The sequence below is a fragment of the Mesorhizobium oxytropidicola genome (genome assembly GCF_056174625.1).
The window spans coordinates 2,325,560-2,351,727 of the sequence record NZ_CM149692.1; the positions used below are offsets into that span (position 1 = coordinate 2,325,560).

18 protein-coding genes and 2 pseudogenes are annotated in these 26,168 nt (G+C 64.0%); 4 read left to right on the forward strand and 16 right to left on the reverse strand.

Features of this window, described 5'->3' with window-relative positions:
• Positions 1-15: 15 nt before the first annotated feature.
• The 11 genes and pseudogenes from AC0V8S_RS11545 to AC0V8S_RS11595 form a co-directional block, all read right to left on the reverse strand.
• Positions 16-3,301: pseudogene (locus AC0V8S_RS11545) on the reverse strand (efflux RND transporter permease subunit).
• A complete protein-coding gene (locus AC0V8S_RS11550; RefSeq protein WP_475437743.1) occupies positions 3,298-6,432 on the reverse strand; it encodes an MdtB/MuxB family multidrug efflux RND transporter permease subunit in 3,135 nt (1,044 codons plus the stop codon). Before AC0V8S_RS11550 ends, AC0V8S_RS11545 begins: the two are co-directional and overlap by 4 nt.
• The gene (locus AC0V8S_RS11555; RefSeq protein ID WP_475437744.1) at positions 6,429-7,817 is read right to left on the reverse strand and encodes an efflux RND transporter periplasmic adaptor subunit; all 1,389 of its coding nucleotides are present in this window, start codon (positions 7,815-7,817) and stop codon (positions 6,429-6,431) included. Before AC0V8S_RS11555 ends, AC0V8S_RS11550 begins: the two co-directional genes overlap by 4 nt.
• Positions 7,818-7,933: 116 nt before the next feature.
• Positions 7,934-10,612, reverse strand: a complete 2,679-nt coding sequence (locus AC0V8S_RS11560) for a nitrate reductase (protein ID WP_475437745.1) — start codon at positions 10,610-10,612, stop codon at positions 7,934-7,936.
• A 2-nt stretch (positions 10,613-10,614) separates the two neighbouring features.
• A complete protein-coding gene (gene nirD, locus AC0V8S_RS11565) occupies positions 10,615-10,944 on the reverse strand; it encodes a nitrite reductase small subunit NirD (RefSeq protein WP_475437746.1) in 330 nt (109 codons plus the stop codon).
• Positions 10,945-11,008: 64 nt separating this feature from the next.
• Positions 11,009-13,459, reverse strand: coding sequence for a nitrite reductase large subunit NirB (gene nirB, locus AC0V8S_RS11570; RefSeq protein ID WP_475437747.1), 2,451 nt, complete (start codon positions 13,457-13,459; stop codon positions 11,009-11,011).
• Positions 13,460-13,467: 8 nt separating this feature from the next.
• The gene (locus tag AC0V8S_RS11575) at positions 13,468-14,709 is read right to left on the reverse strand and encodes an MFS transporter (protein ID WP_475438603.1); all 1,242 of its coding nucleotides are present in this window, start codon (positions 14,707-14,709) and stop codon (positions 13,468-13,470) included.
• A gap of 116 nt (positions 14,710-14,825) precedes the next feature.
• Positions 14,826-15,017: a twin-arginine translocation signal domain-containing protein gene (locus AC0V8S_RS11580; protein WP_183462693.1), complete on the reverse strand. Its 192-nt coding sequence runs from the start codon at positions 15,015-15,017 to the stop codon at positions 14,826-14,828.
• 398 nt (positions 15,018-15,415) lie between these two features.
• A complete protein-coding gene (locus tag AC0V8S_RS11585) occupies positions 15,416-16,213 on the reverse strand; it encodes an ABC transporter ATP-binding protein (protein WP_475437748.1) in 798 nt (265 codons plus the stop codon).
• A gap of 10 nt (positions 16,214-16,223) precedes the next feature.
• Entirely contained in the window at positions 16,224-17,114 is an 891-nt protein-coding gene (gene ntrB / locus AC0V8S_RS11590; RefSeq protein WP_475437749.1) for a nitrate ABC transporter permease, read from the reverse strand.
• Positions 17,115-17,165: 51 nt separating this feature from the next.
• Positions 17,166-18,482, reverse strand: a complete 1,317-nt coding sequence (locus AC0V8S_RS11595) for a CmpA/NrtA family ABC transporter substrate-binding protein (protein WP_475437750.1) — start codon at positions 18,480-18,482, stop codon at positions 17,166-17,168.
• Between AC0V8S_RS11595 and AC0V8S_RS11600 the strand changes: the two genes are divergently transcribed.
• Positions 18,469-18,597: a hypothetical protein gene (locus AC0V8S_RS11600; protein ID WP_475437751.1), complete on the forward strand. Its 129-nt coding sequence runs from the start codon at positions 18,469-18,471 to the stop codon at positions 18,595-18,597. The two genes, AC0V8S_RS11595 and AC0V8S_RS11600, sit on opposite strands and share 14 nt — an antisense overlap.
• A gap of 243 nt (positions 18,598-18,840) precedes the next feature.
• Here AC0V8S_RS11600 and AC0V8S_RS11605 read toward each other — a convergent pair.
• From AC0V8S_RS11605 to AC0V8S_RS11625, 5 genes and pseudogenes are all read right to left on the reverse strand, one after another.
• Positions 18,841-20,078, reverse strand: a pseudogene (locus AC0V8S_RS11605) (CmpA/NrtA family ABC transporter substrate-binding protein).
• A gap of 2 nt (positions 20,079-20,080) precedes the next feature.
• Positions 20,081-20,683 carry an ANTAR domain-containing response regulator gene (locus AC0V8S_RS11610; protein ID WP_096449728.1) on the reverse strand — a complete coding sequence of 201 codons (603 nt, stop codon included), beginning with the start codon at positions 20,681-20,683 and terminating at the stop codon, positions 20,081-20,083.
• 153 nt (positions 20,684-20,836) lie between these two features.
• On the reverse strand, positions 20,837-21,166 hold the full coding sequence (locus tag AC0V8S_RS11615) for a hypothetical protein (RefSeq protein WP_475437752.1): 330 nt from the start codon (positions 21,164-21,166) through the stop codon (positions 20,837-20,839).
• Between the two features lie 100 nt (positions 21,167-21,266).
• Positions 21,267-22,067, reverse strand: a complete 801-nt coding sequence (locus tag AC0V8S_RS11620) for an endonuclease/exonuclease/phosphatase family protein (RefSeq protein ID WP_475437753.1) — start codon at positions 22,065-22,067, stop codon at positions 21,267-21,269.
• A 123-nt stretch (positions 22,068-22,190) separates the two neighbouring features.
• On the reverse strand, positions 22,191-23,654 hold the full coding sequence (locus AC0V8S_RS11625; protein WP_475437754.1) for a phospholipase D-like domain-containing protein: 1,464 nt from the start codon (positions 23,652-23,654) through the stop codon (positions 22,191-22,193).
• Between the two features lie 325 nt (positions 23,655-23,979).
• Between AC0V8S_RS11625 and AC0V8S_RS11630 the strand changes: the two genes are divergently transcribed.
• The 3 genes from AC0V8S_RS11630 to AC0V8S_RS11640 all read left to right on the forward strand — a co-directional run bounded on the left by AC0V8S_RS11630 (position 23,980) and on the right by AC0V8S_RS11640 (position 26,113).
• The gene (locus tag AC0V8S_RS11630; protein WP_475437755.1) at positions 23,980-24,174 is read left to right on the forward strand and encodes a hypothetical protein; all 195 of its coding nucleotides are present in this window, start codon (positions 23,980-23,982) and stop codon (positions 24,172-24,174) included.
• A gap of 577 nt (positions 24,175-24,751) precedes the next feature.
• The gene (locus AC0V8S_RS11635; RefSeq protein WP_475437756.1) at positions 24,752-25,405 is read left to right on the forward strand and encodes an AraC family transcriptional regulator; all 654 of its coding nucleotides are present in this window, start codon (positions 24,752-24,754) and stop codon (positions 25,403-25,405) included.
• A 357-nt stretch (positions 25,406-25,762) separates the two neighbouring features.
• Positions 25,763-26,113: a helix-turn-helix domain-containing protein gene (locus AC0V8S_RS11640; protein WP_475437757.1), complete on the forward strand. Its 351-nt coding sequence runs from the start codon at positions 25,763-25,765 to the stop codon at positions 26,111-26,113.
• Positions 26,114-26,168: the final 55 nt, after the last annotated feature.

The following is a 26,168-nucleotide window of genomic DNA, read 5'->3' on the forward strand; positions in this document are numbered from 1 at the left end:
GCTGCTCGGCGGCGTTCATTCGCCCGCCTGTGGGCGTAGCGTCCGCGGGCGCGGCATCGCCAGGCGCAACTGCCGGCACCAGCGACCGAAACGGTCGACATAGATGTAGATCACCGGCGTCGTATAGAGGGTGAGGATCTGGCTCAGGATCAGCCCGCCGACGATGGCGATGCCGAGCGGCTGGCGCAGTTCCGCGCCTTCGCCAAGGCCGATGGCCAGCGGCACGGCGCCGAACAATGCCGCCATGGTCGTCATCATGATCGGGCGGAAGCGCAGCAGGCATGCCTGGAAGATGGCGTCATGCGCCGATCTGCCCTCGTTGCGCTCCGCGGCCAGCGCGAAGTCGATCATCATGATCGCGTTCTTCTTGACGATGCCGATCAAGAGGATGATGCCGATCAGCGCCATGATCGAGAACTCGATGTTGACCAGGGTCAGCGCCAGCAAGGCGCCGACGCCGGCCGACGGCAAGGTCGACAGAATGGTCAGCGGGTGCGCGTAGCTTTCATAGAGAATGCCGAGCACGACATAGACGGCGATCAGCGCGGCAAGGATCAGCAGCGGCTGGTCGGAGAGCGAGTCCTGGAAGACGCGCGCCGTGCCCTGGAAACTGCCATGGATGGTTGCCGGCATGCCGATGCGGTCGGCGGCCGCGTTGATGGCCGCGACGCCTTCGCTGAGCGCGACGCCCGGCGCCAGGTTGAACGACAGGGTGGTGGCGACGAACAGGCCCTGATGGTTGACCGACAGCGGCGTGCTGCCAGGGCCGTAATGCGCGACGGTCGACAGCGGCACCATCGTCTCTGCTCCGGTGCTGACCGCCGAACCGGTCGAGGCCGCCGTCCTGCCGGTGCTGGTGATGGAATTGTTGGCCTGGTTGCGCGCGGCGTCGGCGGCGACCGACTGGGCGCTGGTGGACCGGCCTGGTGCGACGAATGTGCCGGCAACCGCATTGCTCGACTGCGAGCCGCCAACCGATCCGCCCGATGTGCTGACATAGACTTTTTTCGAGCGCATCGGGGTTCTGCCAATATTGCGGCGCCACCTCCATGATCACGTGGTACTGGTTGCGCTGGACATAGATGGTGGAGACCTGGCGCTGGCCGAAGGCGTCGTAAAGCGTGTTGTCGATCTCGCTGGCTGATATGCCGAGGCGTGTTGCGGTGTCGCGGTCAATGGTGACGTCGGCTTCAAGACCTTTGTTCTGCTGGTCGGAGTTGACGTCGGTGAGCTTGGGCTCTGTTTGCAGCGCCGCCGCCAGCTTCGGCGCCCACTCCGCCAGCTCGTCGAAACTGTCACCTTGCAAGGTGTACTGGTACTGCGCGTTCGACTGGCGCCCGCCGACGCGGATATCCTGCACCGCCTGCAGGAAAAGCGTGGCGCCTGGCACCACAGCCAGTTCGGGCCGCAGCCTGGCGATAACCTGATCGGCGGAGATCTTGCGCTCGGCCAGCGGCTTCAGCGACACGAACATGGAACCGGAATTGGTTTGGCCGCCGCCGGTGAAAGCGACAGCAGCATCGACGGCGGGATCCTTGCTGACGATGCCGGCGAACTGGGTGAGCTTCTGCGACATCGACTGGAAGGAGGTCGCCTGGTCGGCCTGGATCGAGCCGGTCAGCCGTCCGGTGTCCTGCTGCGGGAAGAAGCCTTTTGGGATGGTGACATAGAGGTAGCCATTGAGGCAGAGCGTTGCCGCCAGCACCGCCATGATCAGCAGCGGATTGTCGAGCGCCCAGGACAGCGACCTCCGATAGAAGCCCAGCATGGCCTCGAAGATACGTTCGCTGAAGCGGTAGAGCCGGCCGTGTTCGCGTTGTCCCTCGGGGCGAAGCAGGATCGAGCACATCATCGGCGTGGTGGTCAGCGAGATGGCGAGTGAAACCAGGATCGCCGCCGACAGCGTGATGGCAAATTCGCGGAACAGCCGGCCGACAATGCCGCCCATCAGCAGGATCGGGATGAAGACGGCGATCAGCGACAGGCTCATCGACAGCACGGTGAAGCCGACCTCCTGGGAGCCCTTGATCGCCGCCTCCATGCGGCCCATGCCCGAAGCGGTGTGGCGAGCGATGTTTTCCAGCACGACGATGGCGTCGTCGACGACGAAGCCAGTGGCCACCGTCATCGCCATCAGCGACAGATTGTCGATGCTGAAGCCCATCAGGTACATGGCGCCCAGCGTGCCGACCAGGGATACGGGCACCGCCATGATCGGCACCAGCGCCGAGCGCACGTCGCGCAGGAAAGCGAAGACGACGAGGATCACCAGGCCGATGGCAATCATCAGCGTCTGTGCGACCTCGCTCAGCGAGGCGCGGATGGTGGTCGAACGGTCGACCGCCAGCGACAGGTCGATGGCCGGTGAGATCGAGGCGCGCAGCGTCGGTAGCAGCGCCTTCACCCGGTCCACCGTCGCGATGATGTTGGCGTTGGGTGAGCGGTTGAGGATGATCAGGACGCCCGGCTTGCCGTTGGCGAGACCGGCATTGCGGATGTTTTCGACGGAATCGTTGACCTGGCCGACATCGGACAGCCTGACCGGCGCGCCGTTGCGGTAGGCGACGATCAGCGAACGGTAGGCATCCGCCTGGTTGGCCTGGTCGTTGGCGTAGATCTGGTAGCGCTGGTCGCCGACATCGATGGCGCCCTTGGGGCTGTGGGCGTTGGCCGAGGCGAGGGCTGCGCGCACGTCCTCCAGCCCGATGCCGTAATCGTAGAGCACTTGCGGGTTGAGTTCGACGCGCACCGCCGGCAGCGAGCTGCCGCCCACCGACACCTCGCCGATGCCGTCGACCTGCGAGAGCTTCTGCGCCAGCACGGTGCTGGCGGCATCGAAGAGCTGGCCCTTGGACAAAGTGTCCGATGTCATCGACAGGATGAGGATCGGGGCGTCGGCGGGATTGACCTTGCGATAGGTCGGATTGGAGCGCAGGCTGGACGGCAGGTCGGCGCGCGCGGCATTGATCGCCGCCTGGACATCGCGCGCGGCGCCGTCAATGTCGCGGTCCAGCCCGAACTGCAAGGTGATACGCGCGCTGCCGACGCTGCTCGACGAGGTCATCTCGTTGACATCGGCGATCTCGCCGAGATGCCGCTCGAGCGAGCTGGCGACGGTGTTTGCAACCACCTGGGGGCTGGCGCCGGGCAGCGAGGCCGACACCGAGATCACGGGGTAGTCGACCGCCGGCAGCGGCGCCACCGGCAATTGCGGAAATGCCACCAGCCCGGCCGCCAGCAGGCCGAAGGTCAGCAGCGTCGTCGCCACCGGCCGCCGGATGAAGGGGACCGACAGGTTCATGGCCTGGCTTCCGCCCCAGGAATGCGGGGAAGATCGGCGGCTCGGGCAAGATTGGGTTCGATGCCGCGCAGACGGGCGGCGAGGCGGTCGAACCAGAGATAGATCACCGGCGTGGTGAACAGCGTCAGCAACTGGCTGAGCAGCAGGCCGCCGACGATGGAGACGCCGAGCGGATGGCGCAGTTCCGAACCAACGCCGGTGCCCAGCATCAGCGGCAGGGCGCCCAGCATCGCCGCCAGCGTCGTCATCAGGATCGGTCGGAAGCGCAGCAGGCAGGCCTGGTAGATGGCCTCGCGCGGCGCCTTGCCTTCATGGCGCTGCGCATCGAGCGCGAAGTCGATCATCATGATGGCGTTCTTCTTGACCACGCCGATCAACAGGATGATGCCGATGATCGAAATGATGGTCAGATCCTGGCCGGCGATCATCAGCGCCAGCAGCGCGCCGATGCCGGCCGAAGGCAGCGTCGACAGGATGGTGATGGGGTGGATGAAGCTCTCATAGAGCACGCCAAGCACGATGTAGACCGTCACCACCGCCGCCAGGATCAGGAACAGCGTGTTGTCGAGCGAGGCCTGGAAGGCGCGCGCGGCACCCTGGAAGCTGGTGATGATGCTGAGCGGCATGCCGATGTCGGTTTGGGCCTGCTGGATCGCCGTAACCGCCTCGCCGAGCGACGCACCGGGCGCCAGGTTGAACGAGACGGTGGTCGCGGGGAATTGCCCCATATGGGTGATCTGCAGCGGCGTGGTGGCGATATGGGTGGTTGCCACCACCAACAGCGGCACCGGGGCGCCACCCGTCGACGAGGGCAGGTAGACGGACGAGAGCGCCTTGAGCGAATCCTGCTCCGAAGGTGCGGCCTCGAGAATGACGCGGGACTGGCTTGACGTGGTGTAGATGGTCGAGACCATGCGCTGACCGAAAGCGTCGTAGAGCGCGTTGTCGACGGTCGCCGGCGTGATGCCGAAGCGCGCGGCCTGGTCGCGGTCGATGTCGACAAAGACGGCAAGGCCGCTGTTCGACAGGTCACTCGCGACATCGGCGAGCTGCCGCAGCGTATTCAGCCTGGCAAGAAGCTTCGGCGTCCATTCTCCCAATTCGTCGGCATTGGCGTCCTGGAGCACGAATTGATACTGGGTGCGGCTCACCTGGCCGTCGATGGTCAAGTCCTGGACCGGCTGCATGTAGAGCGTCACGCCCGCCACCGAAGCGGCTTCCTGTTTCAGGCGGGCGATGACTTGGGTGATGTCGGCGGTGCGCTGTTCATGCGGCTTGAGGTTAATCAGAATGCGGCCGACATTCATCGTGGTGTTGGTGCCGTCGACGCCGATGAAGGACGACAGGCCGTCGACATCGGGGTCCTTGAGGATGATGGCGGCCAGCTGCCGCTGGCGATCCGCCATCGCGGCATAGGAAATCGACTGCGGCGCCTCTGATATGGCCTGGATGACGCCGGTGTCCTGTACCGGGAAGAACCCCTTCGGGATGACCACGTAGAGCGCCGCCGTCAGCACCAAGGTCGCCGCCGCCACCACCAGCATCAGCGTTTGGCGGTCGAGTACCCAGGTCAGCGCGCGGCCGTAGCCCCGGATCACCCAGTCGAAGAAGTCGCGGCTGGCGTGCTGCAAGGCGTTCTCGCGCACCGCCGCCACCGGCTTGAGCAGCTTGGCGCAGGCCATAGGCACCAGCGTCAGCGACACCACGGCTGAGATCAGGATGGTGGTGGCAAGCGTGATGGAGAATTCGCGGAACAGGCGGCCGACGACATCGCCCATGAACAGAAGCGGGATCAGCACCGCGATCAGCGACACGGTCAGCGAGATGATGGTGAAGCCGATCTGTTGCGAGCCCTTCAGCGCCGCCTGCAGCGGTGTCGCGCCTTCCTCGACATAGCGCGCGACGTTCTCGATGACGACGATGGCGTCGTCGACGACGAAGCCGGTGGCGATGGTCAGCGCCATCAGCGACAGATTGTCGAGGCTGAAGCCGAACAGGTACATGACGCCCAGCGTGCCGATCAGCGACAGGGGCACCGAAAGGCTCGGGATGAGCGTGGCGCGCGCGCTGCGCAGGAAGACGAAAATGACCAGCACGACCAGGATGATCGACAGCGTCAGCTCGTATTCGACGTCGCGCACGGAAGCGCGGATGGTCGTGGTGCGGTCGGTCAGCACCTTGACGTCGACGGCGTTGGGCAGCGAGGCCTGGAGCTGCGGCAACAGCGCCTTGATGCGGTCGACCACGTCGATGACGTTGGCGCCGGGCTGGCGCTGGATGTTGAGGATGATCGCCGGCGTGCTGTTCATCCAGGCCGCCAGCCGGTTGTTCTCGGTGGCGTCGACCACATCGGCCACATCGCTCAGCCGCACCGGCGCGCCATCCTTGTAGGCGACGATCAGCGAGCGGTATTCGTCGGCGCTCTTCAGCTGGTCGTTGGCGTTGATGGTGTAGGCGCGCGACGGCCCGTCGAAATTGCCTTTCGGCGTGTTGACGTTGGCGCTGCCCAAAGTGGTGCGCAGATCGTCGAGATTGAGGCCATAGGCAGCGAGCTTGCGCGGATCGGCCTGGACGCGCACGGCCGGGCGCTGGCCGCCGCTGAGGCTGACGAGGCCGACACCCGGCAGCTGCGATATCTTCTGCGCCAGTCTTGTATCGGCAAGTTGCTGGACGTCGCGCAGCGGCATTGTGGCCGAGGTCAGGCCGAGGGTGAGCACCGGCGCGTCGGCCGGGTTGACCTTGGCATAGATCGGCGGCGCCGGCAGGTCGGCCGGCAGAAGATTGCCGGCGGCATTGATGGCGGCCTGTACCTCCTGCTCGGCGACATCGAGCGAGATCGCTAGGCTGAACTGCAGTGTAATGAGGGACGACCCGGCCGAACTCACCGAGTTCATCTGGTTGAGGTTGGCGATCTGGCCGAGCTGGACTTCCAGCGGTGCGGTGACCGAGGACGTCATTACGTCAGGGCTGGCGCCGGGATAGAAGGTCTGCACCTGGATGGTGGGATAGTCGACTTCGGGCAGGGCCGAGACGGGCAAATAGCGATAGGCCAGCAGGCCGGACAGCATGATGGCGACCATGAACAGCGATGTCGCCACCGGCCGCAGGATGAAGGCGCGCGACGGGCTCATTGCTGCTGCCCGGACTCCGAATGGCGGTGCTTGTGGCCCTGATGCTTGTGCGCCGTGCCATCCAGCGCCTGTCCGTCTGACGTCTCCCCATTTGGCTTCTGTCCGTCCGATGGGGCTGCTGCCTGTGGCGGGGTCTGGGCGGGTGTCTGTGCCGGCGTCTGGCCCGCCGCGGGGGGTGGTGCCGTCGCCCGGGGCTGTGCCGGGGCCTGGCCGTCCTGCTGAAGGTTGATATGGGCGCCGTCGCGGAGCTTGTCGGCGCCGTCGACGACGACGCGGTCGCCGGGGTTCAGGCCGGCGAGGATCTCGACGTGCTCGCCATTGGTGACGCCAAGCGTGACCTTGCGCACGGCGACCGTGCTGTCGGGGTTGACCAGATAGACGAAGGTGCCGGGCAGGCCACGCTGGATCGCGGCGATCGGGGCGATCGCGACGTCCTTGTGCTCGTCGACGAGAAGCCCGACGTTGACGAACTGGTTCGGATAGAGGAGGCGCGCCTCATTGGCGAAACCCGCGCGCAGCTTGATGGTGCCGGTGCTCGGGTCGATCTGGCTGTCGAAGGTCTCGAGCTGGCCGTCGGCGAGCTTCTTGGCTCCGGCGTGGTCGAAGGCAGAGGTGGGCAGCGTGGCGCCGAGCTGCATGCGCTGCGCGATCGCGGGCAATTCATCCTCGGGCACGGTGAACAGCACACTGATCGGCTGCACTTGCGTGATGATGACGATGCCGTTGGCATCGCTTGGGGTGACATAGTTGCCCTCATCGACCTGGCGCAGGCCGGCCCGTCCATCGACTGGCGAGAGGATGCGGCAATAATCGAGATTGAGGGTGGCGGTCTGTATCATCGCCTGGTCGACCTGGACCGAGCCCTGGTCCTGCGCGACAAGGGCGACCTGCGCGTCGAGGGTCTGGGGTGTCGCCGCCCCCTGCGCCACCAGCTTCTGATCACGGACGAGATCGAGCTGGGCATCTTTGAGCATGGCCTGGTCGCGCACCAGCTGGCCCTGGGCCTGGGCGAGCGCCGCCTGGAAGGGGCGGGGGTCGATCTCAGCCAGCAGGTCGCCCTTCTTGACGTCCTGGCCCTCTTTGAAATTGACCTGGATGAGCGGGCCGGTGACCTGCGACTTGACGGTGACGGTGGAGAGCGAGGTCACCGTGCCGAGGGCATCGAGGGTGACGTCTATCGTGCCTTTTTCGATGGCGGCGGCGCCGATCGTTGTCGGCTGCGCGCCGCGCCTGCGGCCGGGCTGTTTGGCCTCGACATGCGGACGCTGATAGAGATAGGCGCCGGTTGCGGCGACAATGGCAATGAAGATCAGCCACGGAATCCAGCCACGCGAACGGCGTGGCAAGACGGTCGTCTGCAGGGGCATTTCCAATTGCTGATCCATGGCGGCATCTTTCACCCCCATCCACCAATATGGCCGAACCCAGACGAAGTCGAATTAACAGTTGGACAGGTTTGGCGCGGTCTTGCGGACCGCTCAATCGCCCCGGAGGGCGCTGCTCACTCGGCCGCCTGAACGCGGTTGGTCAGGATGAGGGCGCGGATTTCGGACCGGCAGGAGCCGCAATTGGTGCCCGCCTTCAGGGCACTGCCGATGGCTTCGACGGTCGTACAGCCAGCCGTCACCGCGGCCACGATCTGGTTAGCCCCGACGCTAAAACAGGAGCAGACGGTTGCGCCTGCATCGGGCCGTTCGGCACCGGCGCGGCCGGCGACGATCCGGAAGCGCTCGCGCTGGCTGGCGTGGACTTCTTCAAGCTGTTCCGCCGCCCAGCCGCGCGACACCGCGACCGGGCCGGGTGCGACGAACAAGGCGCCCATGAGGCGCTCGCCATCGAAGGCGGCGATGCGGTGCTGGCCGGCGTCGCGGTCGTGATAGGCGAGCATTTCGGCTGCGGGGGCACCGAAGAGCGAGCCGGCAAAGGCTGTCCAGTCGATAGCGTCGTCGGCAAAGGCAAGCTCGACCCGCCATCCGCCCCGGCACTTGGCAACCGCCCAATAGCTCGCGTCAATCCGTTCCGGCTTCTGGCGCATCACGGCGAAACCAAAGGCCTTGGCGACAAATCTCTCGATGCGGGCCGCGACATGCTTCAACGCGGGTTGGCCTGAGACCGGATCGATGAGCGGTGCGGTCAGTGCGTCGAGCCGGCCTTTTGCCGCGAACTGATCGGTCCAGTGCATCGGCGCGAAGACGCTGCCCGGGCGCTGGCGGGGCGTGATCAAGGCGCGAACCAGCACGTCGCCGCGCGGGCTGGCAATACGCACGATGTCGGCGTCGCCGATGCCGTGGTGCTGCGCGTCCACGGGGTGGATTTCGACAAAGGGCTCGGCGATGTGCTGGGACAGACGCGGGCTTTTGCCGGTGCGCGTCATGGTGTGCCAGTGGTCGCGGATCCGGCCGGTGTTCAGGATGAGGGGGAAATCGGATGTGGCGCGGGTTTCGGTGGTGGCGCGGATGGCGATGAAGCGTGCCTTGCGGTCGGGTGTGTAGAAATTGCCGTTGGCGAAGAAGCGAATGGGTTGGTGCTCCGTAGTGCCGCCTCGTGGGCTGGGGGCTGGCCATTGGAATGGCTCAAGTGATGCATAACTTTCAGCATCGGCCCCGGCATACGCACCGATATCGAAATCCCGCGCACCATCATTCTCGAACCCGGACAGCGCGGCGTGCTCACCAAAAATCTCCGCCGGCGTCTCGTGCCCAAACGCCTCGCCAAATCCCATCCGCCGCGCCACCTCCGCGATGATCCAGCAGTCGGGCCTCGCTTCGCCGGGCGCCGCCAGAAACGACCGCTGGCGCGAGATGCGGCGCTCCGAATTGGTGACGGTGCCGTCCTTCTCGCCCCAGGCGGTGGCGGGCAGTCGAACATGGGCATGGCGGACCGTGTCCGTGCTGGCCAGCACATCCGACACCACGACGAACGGGCAAGCCTTGATCGCCGCTTCGACAGCATCGGCGTCCGGCATCGAATCGACCGGATTGGTCGCCATGATCCACAGCGCCTTGATGCGCCCGTCGGCAACGGCTTGAAACATCTCGACCGCCTTCAGGCCGGGCTTTTGCGCGACATCGGGCGCGTTCCAGAAGCGGCGCACACGGTCGCGGTGTTCGGGGTTGTCGATCTCCATATGGGCGGCGAGCATGTTGGCCATGCCGCCGACCTCGCGGCCGCCCATGGCGTTGGGCTGGCCGGTCACCGAGAACGGCCCGGCTCCCGGCCTGCCGATGCGACCGGTGGCGAGATGGCAATTGATGATGGCGTTGACCTTGTCGGTGCCGGACGACGACTGGTTCACGCCCTGGCTGTAAACGGTCACCGTCTTCGCGGTCGCGGCAAACAGGCTGTAGAAGCGGGTGAGTTCGTCCTCGCTCAGACCGGTGGCGGCAGCGATTCCGCCAAGATCGAGCGCCGACGCCGCGAAAAGCGCTTGTCCGAAGCCGGTCGTGTGCGCGGTGATGTAGGAGCGGTCGAGTGCGTTGTGCTGGCCGAGCCAGGCGAGCAGGCCGGTGAACAGAGCGACGTCGCCATCCGCCGCGATCGCCAGATGCATGTCGGCGATATCAGATGTCATGGTGCGGCGCGGGTCGATCAGCACGATCTTCATCTCCGGCCGCTTTTCCCGGGCTGCCGCGATGCGCTGGTAGAGCACGGGATGGCACCAGGCGAGGTTGGAACCGACCAGCACGATGAGGTCGGCGATTTCCAGATCCTCATAGGTTCCCGGCACCGTGTCGGAGCCGAAGGCACGGCGGTGGCCGGCGACCGACGAGGCCATGCAGAGGCGCGAATTGGTGTCGATGTTGGCCGAGCCGACAAAACCCTTCATCAGCTTGTTGGCGAGGTAATAATCCTCGGTCAGTAGTTGGCCCGAGACATAGAAGGCGACCGCATCCGGCCCGTGCTCGGCGATGGTTTGCGAAAAGGTCGAGGCGACGCGGTCGAGTGCCTCGTCCCAGCCGACGCGGCGGCCGTCGATTTCGGGATGAAGCAGCCTGCCGTCGAGGCCGATCGTCTCGGCCAGTGCCGAGCCCTTGGAGCACAGCCGGCCGAAATTCGCGGGATGATCGGGGTCGCCGCGGACGGACACTTGCCCGTCTGCGGCGACCTTCGCCAGCACGCCACAGCCCACCCCGCAATAGGGGCAGGTGGTCCTCACCTCGCGTGCTGCATCGATCTCCATGGTCAGGCGGCGCGGCTGGCCAGCGCTTCCAGCGCCAGGAACAGGCGTTCGCCCTCGACCTTGACCGGAATGGTGCGCACCACGCCCTCGTCGGCACCGAGCGCCTTGCCTGTCTCGAGCGAGATCACCCAATTGTGCAAGGGACAGGTCACCGCCGCACCATGGACGATGCCCTGGCTGAGTGGCCCGCCCTTGTGCGGACAATGGTCGTCGATGGCATAGACCTGATCGTCCTGCGTGCGGAAGACGGCGACCTTGCCTTGCGGGGTGGCAACGCAGCGCGCGCCACGGCGGGGGATGTCGGAGAGGGAGCCGATGGCGATCCAGTTCATGTGAATTCCCTTTTTGCGCGTGTTCTTGACCGAAAACCGGTTCCCACTTTTCGGGAACACCCGCTCACTCCGCCGCCTCCGCGAACCCGACAGAAGCCATCGGCCGGAACTCGTGCTTGTCCTTGCCGGAGACGCGCTCCGACCATGGGTCGACCTGGGCGAATTTCTGGGAGAAGACGAAGCGTTCGTAGTAGGCCTTGCGCTTCTCGCCATCGTCCATGATCTGGCGCTTGATCTCGGGGATGCCGATGCGTTTGGCCCATTTGTAGATGCGTTCGAGATAGCGGCCCTGCTCGCGATACATCTGCGTCAGCGCCACGATATGCTCCAGCGCTTCGTCTTCTGTCTTCACAAGACCGAGCACTTCGGTGCCCTTGATGTCGAGGCCGGCGGCGCCGGCGAAGTGGATCTCGTAGCCGCTGTCGACGCAGATGACGCCGACATCCTTGCAGGTCGCCTCGGCGCAGTTCCTCGGGCAGCCCGACACCGCCATCTTGACCTTGGCCGGCGTCCACGAACCCCACATGAATTTTTCGATGCGGATGCCGAGACCTGTCGAATCCTGCGTGCCGAAGCGGCACCAGTCGGAGCCGACGCAGGTCTTCACCGTGCGCAGGCCCTTGGCATAGGCATGACCGGAGACGAAACCGGCCTGGCCGAGATCGGCCCACACCGCCGGCAAATCTTCCTTGCGGATGCCCAGCATGTCGATGCGCTGGCCGCCGGTGACCTTGACCATCGGGATCTCGAACTTGTCGACGACGTCGGCTATGGCGCGCAGTTCGGCGGCGTTGGTGACGCCACCCCACATGCGCGGCACCACCGAATAGGTGCCGTCCTTCTGGATGTTGGCGTGCACCCGCTCATTGATGAAGCGCGACTGATAGTCGTCGGCATAGTCGTTTGGCCAGTCGCAAACGAGGTAGTAGTTGAGCGCCGGACGGCATTTGGCGCAGCCGCAGGAGGTCTTCCATTCCAGCTCCTGCATGACGGCGGGAATGGTCTTCAGGTGCTTGGCCTTGATCAGCCGGCGCACTTCATCATGGCCGAGCGTGGTGCAGGAGCACATGGGTTGGACGGCCGCCGGGTTGTATGTGTCGCCGAGGGTCAGCACCATCAGCTTCTCGACCAGCCCGGTGCAGGAGCCGCACGAGGCCGACGCCTTGGTGTGGGCGCGCACGTCATCGAGCGAGGCCAGGCCCTTGGCCGTGATCGCGCCGGTGATCTTTCCCTTGCAAACGCCGTTGCAGCCGCAGATTTCCGCATCATCCGGCAAGGCTGCAACGGCCGCCATAGGGTCCAGCGGGGCACCCCCCTGGTAGGACTGGCCGAAGATAAGCGTGTCGCGCATCTCCGAAATATCGGTCTGCTTCTTCTTGAGGTCGTTGAACCAGGCGCCATCGGCCGTCTCGCCATAGAGCACGGTGCCGATGATGCGGTCGTCCTTCAGCACCAGCCGCTTGTAGACACCGGCCGAAGCGTCGCGCAGCACGATCTCCTGGCGGTCGTCGCCATCGGCGAAGTCGCCGAGCGAGAACAGCTCGATGCCGGTGACCTTGAGCTTGGTCGGCGTGTCCGAATGGACGAAGGCAGCGGCCTCGTCGCCGGCAAGCTGGCTGGCGGCGACGCGTGCCATCTCATAGAGTGGTGCCACCAGCCCGTAAACCATGCCGTTGACCTCGGCGCATTCGCCGAGCGCGTAGATGTCGGGGTCGTTGCTGCGCATGCCGGCATCGACAACGATGCCTCTGTTAACGGAGATGCCCGCATCTTTCGCCAGCGCCGAATTCGGCCGGATACCGACGGCCATGACCACCAGCGTCGCCGGTATGATGGTGCCGTCGGCGAGTTCCACCTGCTCGACCTTGCCGTCGCCCGTGATCGCCTGGGTGTTGGCCTTGGTGATGACCTTGATGCCGCGCTGCTCCACCGCGCGCTGCAAGAGGTAGCCGGCGGCGGGATCGAGCTGGCGCTCCATCAGCGTCGGCATGACATGCAGCACGGTGACGTCCATGCCTTGGGCGTTGAGGCCGGCCGCGGCTTCCAGGCCGAGCAGGCCGCCGCCGATGACGACGGCCTTCGCCCGCGACTGGGCGGCAAGCATCATGGCGCGTACGTCGTCGAGATCGCGGTAGGTCAGCACGCCGGGCAGATTGTGGCCCGACACCGGGATGATGAACGGCACTGAGCCGGTGGCGATGACGAGCTTGTCGTACGGCTCGGTTACGCCGTGATCGGAGGTGACGGTCTTCGCCTGCCGGTCGATGGCAACGATCTTGTGGCCCTTGTAGAGGGTGATGCCGTGCTTGATGTACCAGCCGTCACCATGGATGATGATCTCCTCATAATCCTTTTCGCCCGACAGCACCGGCGACAGCATGATGCGGTCGTAGTTCACACGCGGCTCGGCGTTGAAGATGGTGACCTGGTAGCGGCCGGGCGCCTTTTCCAGCAGATGCTCGAGCATGCGCCCTGGCGCCATGCCGTTGCCGATGATGACGAGTTTCTCTGTCATGTCCGGTCTCACTCAGCCGCGTAGGAAAGGGGTGAAGGTTCGGCGGATGCCACGCGCTCCATGCGCCGGATGGAGACATGCATCCAGGCAAGGCAGGTGACGACGATGACGAAGAGCAGCATGAAGCAACTCGACCACACGCCGGTGAGGTCGTTGAGGGCGCCGAAGGCGATCGGCAGGATGAAGCCGCCGAGGCCGCCGATCATGCCCACCACACCACCGACCGCGCCGACACTCTGCGGATAGTAGGCCGGGATGTGCTTGTAGACGGCGGCCTTGCCGAGGCTCATGAAAAAGCCGAGCACGCAGGCGACGGCGATGAAGGCGAGCGGGCCGATCTCGAAATGGAAGGCGATCGGCCCGCTAATGCCGCGCACGACGTAGTCTGCCGAGGGGAGGGACAGAACGAGAGTCGCGACGGCACTGACGGCGAACGTCGAATAGAGCACGGTCCGGGCGCCGATCCGGTCGGAAAGCACGCCGCCATAGGCGCGGAACACACTTGCGGGAATTGAATAGGCCGCGCCGATCATGCCGGCGGTCGCAAGCCCGAAGCCGTAGACGCCGATCAGGTAGCGCGGCAGCCACAGCGACAGCGCCACGAACGCGCCAAAGGCGAAGAAGTAGTAGAAGGCGAAGCGCCAGACCTGCACATTCTTGAGCGGCGCGAATTCCTGCCAGAAGCTTCTCGTGGGTGCTGCCTTGCCGGCGCGGCGCTCGCGGATGACGGGATCATCGCCGGTGGTGAACCAGAAGATGGCGGCCATGACGACGAGCGCTGCCGCCCAGATCAGAGCCACCGACTGCCAGCCCCAGGAGAGAAGCACGAAGGGCGCCAGGAATTTGGTGACCGCGGCCCCGACATTGCCGGCGCCGAAGATACCGAGGGCCGTGCCCTGCTTGTCGGCCGGGAAGAAGCGCGAGACATAGGACACGCCGACAGCGAAGGAGCCGCCGGCGAGCCCGACGCCGAGCGCGGCAACCAGCATCTGCCCGTAGGTGTGCGCGAAAGCCAGCAGGAAGGTCGCAACCGCCGCCGCAAGCATGGTCGCGGTGTAGACCAGCCGCCCGCCAAAGCGATCGGTCCAGACGCCGAGCACCATGCGCACGAGCGAACCGGTGAGGATCGGCGTGCCGACGAGCAGGCCGAACTGCGTCTCGTTCAGTCCGAGCTCCTGCTTTATGCGCACGCCGATGATTGAAAAGATCGTCCACACCGCGAAGCATACGGTGAAGGCGATGGTGGACATCACAAGCGCCTGCCGGGGAGCACTGTCCTGGCTGGGCGCGGCTGGGAGATTTGCGGTCAATGTCTGGCTCCGGTTTGCGGCGTCGGAGGCGCCGCGGATATTTTGTGGGTGAATGGTCAGCGGCGCGGCATCGATGGGGGCAACGAGACCGGGTTCGCGACGGTCAGGTCCTTGCTTTGGGTCTTGGCGCCGATCGGAAACAGCAGGAGCGCGGCGGTGAACAGTGCCGCCGTCAGCGCGCTGCTGGCCAGAAAATCGCGGCGCGTGAAGTCCGCGAGGGATGCGCCAGTTCCGATCCGTTTCGTCATCGTCGTCTCCGGTTGGGCGCCGCTTGGACCAGCGCCGTCGATCGCGCAAAAAACAAAAAAGCCGCCGGCCAGGCCTTCGCGCGTCCGTCCATCCGGGATCGCGCATTGACCTGAGCGGCAGCTTTGCCTGTGGCGCCCGCCATTGGACGCCGTGTCACTTGGCCCTTGCGGACCTACATTCTGCAAAGCAGGAAGCGTGCCAATTCGACAGCGCCCTAGATTATCGAATGAAATCAATGTGGACCGCAGCTGGGCGACTTTTGACCGAGCCCGGCAGCGGATCAAAGATTAGTCAGACTGCCTTGCACGGCAGCATAATATTTGTGCAGTGCGGTAGGCTGCCTATTGTCGATGCAGATTGCCAATTGGCGATGATTGCGCGTTTTTCGGTCATGATCTTACTCCGCGGCTGCGACGAAGCGGTGGCGCTCGTAGAGGAACTTCAGCACCGCCTCGCGGCAGCGCAGGAAGGTGCGGTCGGAGGAAAGCTCGACACGCCGGCGTGGTCGGGCCAGCGGCACGGCAAGCACCTCGCCGATGGTCGCGGCCGGGCCGTTGGTCATCATTACGATACGGTCGGACAAGAGCACGGCCTCATCGACATCGTGGGTGATCATGATGGTCGTCGAGTCCAGCCTCGAATGGATGTCCATCACCGCGTCCTGCAGATGGGCGCGCGTCAGCGCGTCGAGCGCGCCGAACGGCTCATCGAGCAGCAGGATCTTCGGCTCCATGGCCAGTGCTCGTGCAATGCCGACACGCTGCTTCATGCCGCCGGAAATCTCGGCCGGGCGCTTGTCCCTGGCATGCGCCATCTGCACGAGGTCGAGATTGCGCATGATCCAGTCGTGCCGCTCCGCTCGGCTCTTGCTGCGGCCGAAGACCTTGGATACCGCGAGGTTAATGTTCTCGTAGACGGTGAGCCAAGGCAGCAGCGAGTGGTTCTGGAACACCACGGCGCGTTCCGGGCCGGGGTTGTCGACCTCCTTGTTTTCGAGCAGCACGGCGCCGGCGGATACATTGGTCAGGCCGGCGATCAGGTTGAGCAAGGTCGACTTGCCGCAGCCGGAATGGCCGATGATGGAGACGAATTCTCCCTTGTTGATGGTTAGCTTGATGTCCTTCAGCACCTCGCTGACCTGACCGCCGCGCGAAAATGATTTGTCGATATGGTCGAGCTTCAGATAGGCCGTCATCTTGCCCTTCTCATTTTGCCGTTGTGCCGCGGGTGACGAAGACGCCGACCGCCGCGACCAGCCGGTCGAGGCAGAAGCCGGTGACGCCGATATAGGCGAGCGCGACGATGATGTCGGGCAGCCGCGACGAGTTCCAGGCGTCCCAGATGAAGAAGCCGATGCCGACGCCGCCGGTCAGCATTTCGGCGGCGACGATGGCAAGCCAGGACAGGCCGATGCCGATGCGCAGACCGGTGAAGATGTAGGGGGCCGCGGCCGGCACCATGATCTTGACGAAGAACTCGAACGGGTTGAGCCGCAGGATGCGCGCGACGTTGCGGTAATCCTGCGGGATGTTGCGCACGCCGACGGCGGTGTTGATGATGATCGGCCAGATCGAGGTGATGAAGATGACGAACAGCGCCGACGGGCTGGAATCGCGGAACGCCGCCAGCGACAGCGGCAGCCAGGCCAGCGGCGGCACGGTGCGCAGAATCTGGAACACCGGATCGAGGCCGCGCATCGCCCAGATCGACTGGCCGACCAGCGCGCCGAGCGCTACCCCGACCACCGCCGCCATGCCGAAGCCGATGGCGACGCGCTGCAGCGAGATCAGCACCCGCCACGCCAGCCCGATATCCTGCGGGCCGTTGTCGAAGAACGGATGCGCGATCAGGTCATATGCCTCGTTCCACACCTGGCTCGGCGGCGGCAGGCTTGATGTGGGTGACGAGCAGGCGACCTGCCAGACGACGAGCAGGACGAGGATGACGACGGCCGGCGGCACCAGCGCCGTCGCCAGCTTGCCGGCAATGGCGAGCGGGTCGATGCGGCGCCGGGCCTTGGCTGTGAAGGTGACCAGTTCGGCGGGCTTTGCCGGAAACGCCTTCACCTTGGTGTCCTCGATGGTTTGGATGGACATGTCTTGGAAAACTCCTGGGCGTTGGGCGACAACGCGCGAGCGCCGTTGCGCTTAAGCCGATGCCTTGATCTTGAGGCTGTCGAGGTAGGCGGACGGGTTGGCCGGATCGAAGACCTTGCCGTCGAAGAAGGTCTCGACGCCCCGCGACGAGGATGCCGGAATGTCGGTGGCCGCCACGCCGAGATCCTTCGCTGCCTCGCGCCACAGATCCTCGCGGTTGACCTGATCGACCAGCGCCTTGACGTCGGTGGTCGGTGCGAATTTGCCCCAGCGGATGTTCTCGGCGAGGAACCACGAATCATGGCTCTTGAACGGATAGGAGACGCCGCCCTTCCAGAACTTCATGTAGAGGTCGGTGCCCTTGGCGACGCGGCCATTGCCGTAGTTGATGTCGCCCTTGAGGCGACCGATGATGTCAGCGACGGGCACGTTCATCCACTGCCGCTTGCCGATGATAGCGGCCATCTCGTCCTTGTTCTCCATGGCCTCGCACCATTGCTGGGCTTCCATGACGGCCATCAGTATCGCCTTGGTGGCGTTCGGGTTCTTCTCGATGAAGGCTGCACGCAGGCCGAGAGCCTTTTCCGGATGGCCCTTCCACAATTCGCCCGTGGTGGCGGCGGTGAAGCCGACGCCCTGATGGACGAGTTGCTCGTTCCACGGCTCGCCGACGCAGAACACGTCCATGTTGCCGACCTTCATGTTGGCCACCATCTGCGGCGGCGGCACGACGATGGTCGAGACGTCCTTGTCGGGATCGATGCCCCCGGCGGCCAGCCAGTAGCGTATCCACAGGTCATGCGTGCCACCCGGGAAGGTCATGGCGGCCTTCACGTCCTTGCCGGCGGCCTTCTTGGCGGCGAAGGCTTCCTTCAGCTTGGAGGCGTCGAGGCCGACGCCGGTGGCGGCGTATTCCTGAGCGACGGAAATTCCCTGGCAGTCGTAGTTCAGCCGCGCCACGATCGCCATCGGCATCGGCTGGTTGTTCTGCGTCACCTTGCCTGTGTGCATGAGGTAGGGCAGCGGCGTCAGGATGTGGGCGCCGTCAATGCCGTTGGCCTCTCCGCCGAGCATCAGATTGTCGCGCGTGGCGCCCCAGGAGGCCTGCTTCAGCACCTCGACATCGGGCATGCCGTATTTGGCGAACAGGCCCTTCTCCTTGGCGATCATCAGGGGCGCCGCATCGGTCAGCGCGATGAAGCCGAGCTTGGCGCCGGTGACTTCCGGAGCGGCGGTCGCGGCATAGGCGCCAGAGGGGAGCAGCGCACGCGCGGCTGCCAGGGTTGCCGCGGTGGCAGCACTTGCCATCAGAAAATTGCGACGGGTCATGCCCTCAAGAGGGGCTTCGGTCTTGATGCGTTTCGTCATCGTCATCTCCCGTTGGGCACTGCTCGGGATCAGCGCCGTCGATTGTGTGTTCGGTCAAAACAAAAAAGCCGCCGACCAGGCCGCGCGCGTCCGCCCATCCGGGATCGCGTGTTGACCTGAGCGGCAGCTTTGCCTGTAGCGCCCGCCATTGGACGCCTGTTACGTGACCCATAAAGGGCCTAGTTATTTCAAAGCAGGAACCGTGCCAGTTCGCGGAGAACGGAAAAACATCAATAAAATCAGCGATTCATGCCCGTCGACGGCGCGCCGAGCAATATGGTGAGCAAGCCAAAGATTGTTCATCAGTACAAGCGCGCGCACAATTTTTGTGCAATGCACAAGAATGGCGCGGAAATGATCAGGCTTCCGCGCGGGCCGATTTCTGATGCTCGATATAGGCGTCGATCTCGTCGGGATCGAAGATCTGGCCGTCGAAGAAACCGTCCGGGCCGAGCACCAGACCGGCCCCGGTCGCGCCGACCGCGGTGGCGACCTTGAGCGCGCCTTCGACCTTCGCATTGGCGCCGGGAAGGGCGACCCCAAGCGGCTTCAGCGCCGAGCGGTAGAGGTCGGGCCGGTAGCAGTCGCGGGCAATGGCGAGGTTCTCAGGCGTGTGCGCCACATGGCCCCAGCGCACCATCTGCGTGTAGAACCACAGCGCATGGCTCTTCCATGGAAAGTTCGCCGCCTTGTCGAAGGGCAGGAAGAAGTCGTCGATATCTCGCTCCGCCCCGCCGCCCAATTGGAGATGGCCGGTCAGGATCGGCATCTGCACCGCGGGCGGTAGGCCAAGGAAGCCGGGCTGCGCCATCACCGCGGCCAATTCGGCGTGGTTGGCCGGATTCTGGCACCAGCGGGCTGAATGATGCAGTGCGCGCAGCAGTGCCGCCAGAGCCTCGGGGTTCTCGTCCGCCCAGGCCTTGCGCACGCCGATCACCTTCTCCGGGCTGTTCTTCCACAACAGTGCCTTGACGGTGACGATATGGCCGGTGCCGGCGGCCACCGCAGCGCTGTTCCAGGGCTCGCCGACGCAGTAGCCGTCGATGCGCCCGGTGGCCAGCGCGTCGGCCATGAAGGGCGGCGGCACGATGACGATCTCGATTGCGCGGTCGGGATCGATACCGCAGGCGGCGAGCCAGTAGCGCAGTTCGTAATTGTGCCGGAATGCGGATGCACGACGGCAAAGCGCAGCGGCTCGCGGCCAGCTTCCACCCGCTCACGGATGAATGCGCCAAGTGCCGTCCCGGCGCGTGCCGGATCGAGATCGGCTTCAGCGCCATGCGCCACTATCCCGGCCCAGACTGCGTTGGAGATGGTGACGCAATTGCCGCCCAGCCCAAGCGAGAACGGCACGATGGTTTCGGAAGCGAGCGGCGTCAGCCCGAGATTGCAGGCGAGCGGCATGGGTCCCAGCATATGGGCAAGATCGAAGTGGCCGATGGCGATGCGGTCGCGGATGTTGGCCCAGGACGTCTCGCGGTGCAGCGTGAGGTCAATGCCTTCGCGTGCGGCGAAGCCAAGCTCGCTTGCAGCGACCAGCACGGCGCTGTCGAAAAGCGGCATGAAGCCGGCGGTGATCTGGTGCTCGGCGCCCATGCTCATTCGTCCTCCGCCGGTCCCAGCAGCCCGGCGGCGGTCACCAGGCTCTGGGCGATGTCGCTGATCTTGCGGTTCTGGTTCATCGCCGTCTTGCGCAGCAGCGTATAGGCGGCTTCTTCGGAGAGGCCGCGCGACTTCATCAATATGCCTTTGGCGCGATCGATGACCTTGCGGCTCTCGAGCTCGCTGCGCGCCTCTTCCAGCTCACGCGCCATGCGCGAGAAGGCGTTGAAGCGGCTGACGGCCATGTCGAGGATCGGCTTGACGCGCTCTTGCCGCAGGCCGTCGACGACATAGGCCGACACGCCGGCATCGACCGCGGCCTCGATCGAGGCCTGGTCGGAGCGGTCGACGAACATGGCGATCGGGCGTTTCACGGCACGCGACAGCTGGAACATGTTTTCGAGCATGTCGCGGTTGGGGTTTTCGAGGTCGATGACGATGACGTCCGGCTCGATCTCAGCGATCCGCCGGGCAATGCCGGTCACGTCATGGATGACGGTAACCTGTTGATGACCAGCCTCGCGCAGGCCGGCCTCGATGATCGAGGCACGGATGCGATTTTCATCGATCACCAGGACGGCTAGGGAGGATCGGACCATGCCCGCATTGTGGGCAAGGCGGCGAAATTGTGCAATGCGGCATAGCCGCGTCCTTTCGAAGGGCGTGGCTATGCCGCATCATCGCTTACCGCTGTGGATTGCTTCCTGCTCGCAAGCAGATCACGTCGTCTTGCTCAAAAGGCAGGGTGCGGGTCAGCCGCAGACGCGAACCTGCTCGATCACCCTGTGATGGTGGCGCCAGTGCTTGATGATCTCGACATGACAGCGGTGATGCCGGTGGTGGCGGCGATACTGGCCATCGTTGTTGTCATCATATTGCACGTTCTGGTCATCGCCATACTGGTTGTCGAAATTCTGCCGGTGATGGCGGCGAACGATAATCTGGCCGTTGTCGGATTCGTCGTCCGGTGAATACCGGTTGCCGTCGTCCGACTGGATAATCACGCTTGCGGCTTGCGTCGGCGCAATGACTGCGGCTGTGGCGGCCAATGCCACCATGGAAGCCAGAAATAACTTCTTCATGTTTCGTCCTCCTGCGGTTCTATGCGTATCAACTCGCAGAAAGAATTAGCGTTCCAAAATGAATCCCAAGTCTTTCGAAGCCATCTGCGGCAAGCCGGGTCTATAGGCGAACGAAGGCCGTCAACGGCAGGTGGTCGGAGGCAACGCGCGAAAGTGGCGTATCATGCGCCTCCACCGCTGCGATCATTCCGTGCCGATTGGTCATGATCCGATCGAGCGCCAAAAGCGGCAGGTTCGAGGGGAAGGTGGGGACTGCCGGCGGCTGCGGCCCGAAAGTCGCATGCAGTGTGTTGAGCGCGGAGCGGTTGCCGAGCCGCCATTCGTTGAGATCGCCAAGCAGAAGCGTCGGCTTTTCATCGGCGCTGCTCATAATGTCCAGCACCACGCGGGCCTGCTGCGAGCGTGAGTGGCGCAGCAGGCCGAGATGGGCGGCGATGATGCGCAAGGTCCGATTTCCGTCGAGGTCGATCTCCGCCACAACCGCACCGCGCGGTTCCAGGCCCGGAAGCCTGATCTGATGCACGTCGCGGACGACGCCCTTCTTGAACAGGAGGACATTGCCGTGCCAGCCATGGCCCTTGCCGGTGGCTGAAATCGGCACCGGCACAAGGCCGGTTTCCCGCTCGAGGCGCGGCAGGTCGAGAAGCCCGTCACGGTCGCCGAAACGGTTATCCGCTTCCTGCAGGGCGATGACATCGGGGTCGATTTCGCGGATGACGCGGCTGGTGCGCTCAGGATCGAACTTGCGATCGACGCCGATGCATTTGTGGACGTTGTAGGAGGCGACCAGCGTGCCCGTAGTGGCGGTCGCCTTGTGCGCAGCCGCGTTTGCCTTCTGCATCCGCCTGTCGCGGATGGACAAAAGCATGGTTGCCGGGAGGCTGCGTCCGTTCATCCGCACCGTCTGCCTGCCATGCCTGCTGCTTCCACCATGCACCTCAAATAGAGTCTCTGCGCGTATGTTCCATGGCCGACACCAAACTATCCGTCAAACACGTCGTTTTGTTAAAGACGAGAGACCTTTCTAGAGATAGGGCGATCCCAGCCACAGGATGCGGTCGAACAGCCGGATGATGAACGGCCGGGCCCGCAAGGAGTCCAGCGTGACAGGGATAGCCGTTTCGATTGCCGAGCCAATCCGGGCTTCGATCTCGCGGGCAAAGCCTGCGTCGAGAACCTCCAGATCGATCTCGAAGTTCAACCGCAGAGACCGGGCGTCGAGGTTGGACGAGCCGACATAGGCCCAGACGCCGTCGATCGACAGCAGCTTGGAATGGTCGAATGGGCCCTCCGTGCGCCATATACGGCAATAATTCTTCAGGATCTGGTCGAATTGCGCCGTCATGGCGCGGTCGACAAGGAAGAGATTGTTGACCGCGGGCACCACGACATCGATCTCGACGCCGCGTCGGGCGGCGGTGATCAAGGCGCTGATCAGTTCCCGGTCCGGCAGGAAATAGGGCGACATCAGGCGGATCGACTTGCGGGCGACCGAGAAGGCGCCGATCAGCAGTCTGTGATTGGTCTCGTTGCTGGCATCTGGCCCGGATGCGACCGCCCGCACCAGCATCGGCTGGCCGGGCGCCGGCGACAGCGGGACAATACGCCAGGCATCGCCTTTCAGCGCCTCGTTGGTGGCGAAACGCCAGTCTTCGGCGGCAACCGAGAACAGGTCGGCAACGACTGGTCCGGTGACCTTGAAATGCGTGTCCCTGGCGCTGCTGGAGCCTGCGAACTCGGCGGAAAAACCCTTGCGGATGTTCATGCCGCCGGTGAAGGCAATCGTGCCGTCGACCACCAGGATCTTCCGGTGGGTCCTGAGGTTGGCGTAGGGCAGGCGCAGGCCCATAACGATGTTGCCGTTGAAGACATCGGCGGGGATGTTGGCGCGGCGCAGATGGCCCAGGATGCTGGGGACGGAGTAACGGGCGCCGACGGCGTCGATCAGCACGCGAACGGTAACGCCGCGCGCGACAGCACTGGCCAGCGATTCGACGAAAAGCAGGCCGACGGCGTCATTGTCGAAAATATAGGTCTCGAGCAGGACGCTGCGTTCGGCGCCATCAATCGCCGCGCCCATGGCGGCATAGGCCTCGTCGCCGGTTTCCAGCACATCGATGGCATTTCCCGAGGTGAGCGCGCGCCGCGCCACCCTGTCGCCCAGCGTCCGCAGACCGGTGAAGCGTTGACCGTAGCGCTCGACGATGAGGGCCTCCTCGACGGCGGTGTCACGCTCGTCCTTGGCGGATACTGCGTCGCCGGCAAGCGGGCGCTGCGCGGTAATCGTGGCGCGGCGAATGCGGTTGATGCCGGCCACGGCATAGATCAGCACGCCGAGGATCGGTGACAGCACCATCACGCCGACCCAACCGGTGGCGGCGCGCACATCTTCCTTGGTCATGACGGCGTGGGCGATGCCGACGGTCGCCATCACCACCGAGATGATCGCCAGGATTTGGGTCCAGTGAGTCGCAATAGTCTCGAACATTGCCGGGACTATCGAGCGAGCGATTGCAGAAGGCAATGCAGGCGGTCATGCTTGGCATTCGGCGGATGGCAGTCGCGACCTGGCCGGCGCTTCGGCTGAGGAAATCTATTCCCAGGCAGGGTTTGGGTCGATGAAGTTCCGCGGAAACCCCGCTTTGGAAAGCCAACTTGGCCCGAGGTAAAGCATAGAGACAACGTGGTCCGGCATCGTCCTGTGCTGCCTTGGTGGTCCAGGACCTGCTGTACTTTGGTATCACGTCTGTTGTATATCAGAGGGAACGAAAAAAACGATATAACACTTTGATCGGAGGCGGGGGGAGCGCCGAATGATGCAAATCAACTTCGAGGGGCCTCCCGTGGGGGACGGCGACATGTCGGCCGAATGCCAGCGCCAGTTGCTGCCTCTAGTCCACGAAATCGTCCAGGCAGCGGTCGCGGCCGGCTGGAATCAGGACGATGTCCTCCTGGCTTTTGTGGAACTCACTTGGGATCTGTACGAGAAACGTCGCGGCGATCTTTAGCAGCTGACCGCAAGCTGTCGGCTCGGCGCCCCGTCTTGCCTTGCCGCCGATTTCGGTGGCAAAGAACCAAGCAGTGGATTCGCGGAAGCCGCACCAAGGCTGATGAGCGAAACTCAGGGATGGCGAAGACCTGCCAACCCTATGAAATAGAATGCTCGCCGACTTCCTCCATCGGTCATTTTTTCTGTCTTTTCGCGAATAAAAATTTTTCTTTGCGCGGGGGAGTTCTTCCCTAGCCGAGTTGTGTGCGTTACGCTGTTTTCGGGTCGGGCAAAGGGGGATTCGAGCGGCAGCAAGACGGCCGAGGCGATGCAATGAAAAATGCGGACGAGGCTCGGGAGAGCGGCGTTTCCCGAGGCGTCGATCGGACAGCCCGATACGTCTTGGACATCATCCCGGAAAGTGCTGGTCCCAGAAGAGCCACCGCGCGCGGCAGCGTCATCCATTCCGTCCGCGGCCCCGGGTCGCAGACGTTCCTGGCCATGGAACATTCCGCGGGCATTGTGCTGAGGCCAGGACGCAAATTCAGAGCCTCGCTCGGCAGCGACAAGATAACGGAATACGATGCGCCGGTCGGATGCCTCATCATCAATCCGCGGGGGTCGACAGCACCTTCGCCTGGTCGGAGACCAGGGAAAACGCTGTCGTCTCCATATCGCCGGAAGCGCTGTCGGAACTGGCCGCGCACGAGTCCGATCGCGCCGACGTGGAGCTTGCGCCGCCTGCGTTCGGCACGGTCGACCTGAGGGCGCTCAATATAGCCCAGATGATCACCGCCGAGCTGACCGGGACGCTGCCACCGAATGAGCTCTATCTGGATTCGCTGCTCACCGTGTTCGGCGTTCATCTGCTGCGCACATACACGAGCCGCAGCAGGCCGGCCGTGTCACCCAAAGGTGGGCTCTCTGCGGTTGGGGCTCGACGCGTGCGCGAGTATCTCGACGAGAATTTCGCGCGAAAAGTCATGATCGCCGAGCTTGCCTCGGTAGCGGGGGTTTCGCCCAATCATTTCATAGCAAGGTTCGCCAGGACGTTCGGCATGCCGCCGCATCGCTATCTGATCAATTTGCGCCTGGACCTCGCGGAAAAGCTGCTGGCCGGCGGTGAGTTCGCGATAGCCGAAGTCGCCTACCTCGCGGGGTTTTCGGATCAGAGCCATCTGGCCGCTACCATGAAAAAGTACAGGGGCAGAACGCCAACCAAGACCGGATATGCGCCGGGCAGAAACTGAAAGCGCGGTATGGCAAAGTGGCAACACCTGCCGTCCGATAATCCAAGACCGGAATTTCCTACAAAGCTTCCGGAGTTTTCCAAAATACGTCCACCACCACTTTGCCCCAAGGCATAACGGAAGTCATTCGGAATGGCATGGAGCCTGCGCATTGTTCGCCATCTGGCCGGACTGATCGAATGAATTGGAGCGACATTGCAGCCACGGCTCGATCGATCACGAATTGTTTTTGGGAGGAACGGGGAGGGCGGTCCCGGGTTGAATTCCATCTGCGAAATATCAAGGGACCGAAAGATGCGGTCTGATGATGGCCCTTCTGGACCGGCGTCCGGATCCGCGCGACAGCCGGCGCCGAACGTGAAAGGCGGGCTTTCCACACACGGCGCGCGCAAGGTGCAGGAATTCCTGGGTCAGAACTTTACGCGCAAGCTGGCGCTTGCCGAGATGGCGGCGGTTTGCGGCCTTTCATCCTATCACTTCGTGCGGGCTTTCTCCCGCACGTTCGGGGTGCCGCCGCATCAATACGTCCTCGATCTGCGGCTGGACTTTGCCGAAAGACTGCTTGCCGAAAGCCATATGACGATCGCCGATATCGCCCATTTGAGTGGTTTTTCGAGCCAGAGCCATTTTACTACTGTGATGAAGAAATATCGGCATGTAACGCCATTGCAGGCGCGCTTTGGTAAGCTTAACTCAAAGCGTAAGTGATGTATGCACGCCTCAACATTGTTTTACTTTACCTTATCAAAGCGCGAACTAAAGT

Bases quoted from the DNA above. Each gene is read 5' to 3' on its own strand.
- AC0V8S_RS11550 (WP_475437743.1), bottom strand. From the start codon at position 6,432: ATGAGCCCGTCGCGCGCCTTCATCCTGCGGCCGGTGGCGACATCGCTG.
- AC0V8S_RS11555 (WP_475437744.1), bottom strand. From the start codon at position 7,817: ATGGATCAGCAATTGGAAATGCCCCTGCAGACGACCGTCTTGCCACGC.
- AC0V8S_RS11560 (WP_475437745.1), bottom strand. From the start codon at position 10,612: ATGGAGATCGATGCAGCACGCGAGGTGAGGACCACCTGCCCCTATTGC.
- nirD (WP_475437746.1), bottom strand. From the start codon at position 10,944: ATGAACTGGATCGCCATCGGCTCCCTCTCCGACATCCCCCGCCGTGGC.
- nirB (WP_475437747.1), bottom strand. From the start codon at position 13,459: ATGACAGAGAAACTCGTCATCATCGGCAACGGCATGGCGCCAGGGCGC.
- AC0V8S_RS11575 (WP_475438603.1), bottom strand. From the start codon at position 14,709: ATGTCCACCATCGCCTTCACCGTATGCTTCGCGGTGTGGACGATCTTT.
- AC0V8S_RS11580 (WP_183462693.1), bottom strand. From the start codon at position 15,017: ATGACGAAACGGATCGGAACTGGCGCATCCCTCGCGGACTTCACGCGC.
- AC0V8S_RS11585 (WP_475437748.1), bottom strand. From the start codon at position 16,213: ATGACGGCCTATCTGAAGCTCGACCATATCGACAAATCATTTTCGCGC.
- ntrB (WP_475437749.1), bottom strand. From the start codon at position 17,114: ATGTCCATCCAAACCATCGAGGACACCAAGGTGAAGGCGTTTCCGGCA.
- AC0V8S_RS11600 (WP_475437751.1), top strand. From the start codon at position 18,469: ATGCGTTTCGTCATCGTCATCTCCCGTTGGGCACTGCTCGGGATCAGC.
- AC0V8S_RS11595 (WP_475437750.1), bottom strand. From the start codon at position 18,482: ATGACGAAACGCATCAAGACCGAAGCCCCTCTTGAGGGCATGACCCGT.
- AC0V8S_RS11610 (WP_096449728.1), bottom strand. From the start codon at position 20,683: ATGGTCCGATCCTCCCTAGCCGTCCTGGTGATCGATGAAAATCGCATC.
- AC0V8S_RS11615 (WP_475437752.1), bottom strand. From the start codon at position 21,166: ATGAAGAAGTTATTTCTGGCTTCCATGGTGGCATTGGCCGCCACAGCC.
- AC0V8S_RS11625 (WP_475437754.1), bottom strand. From the start codon at position 23,654: ATGTTCGAGACTATTGCGACTCACTGGACCCAAATCCTGGCGATCATC.
- AC0V8S_RS11630 (WP_475437755.1), top strand. From the start codon at position 23,980: ATGATGCAAATCAACTTCGAGGGGCCTCCCGTGGGGGACGGCGACATG.
- AC0V8S_RS11635 (WP_475437756.1), top strand. From the start codon at position 24,752: ATGCCTCATCATCAATCCGCGGGGGTCGACAGCACCTTCGCCTGGTCG.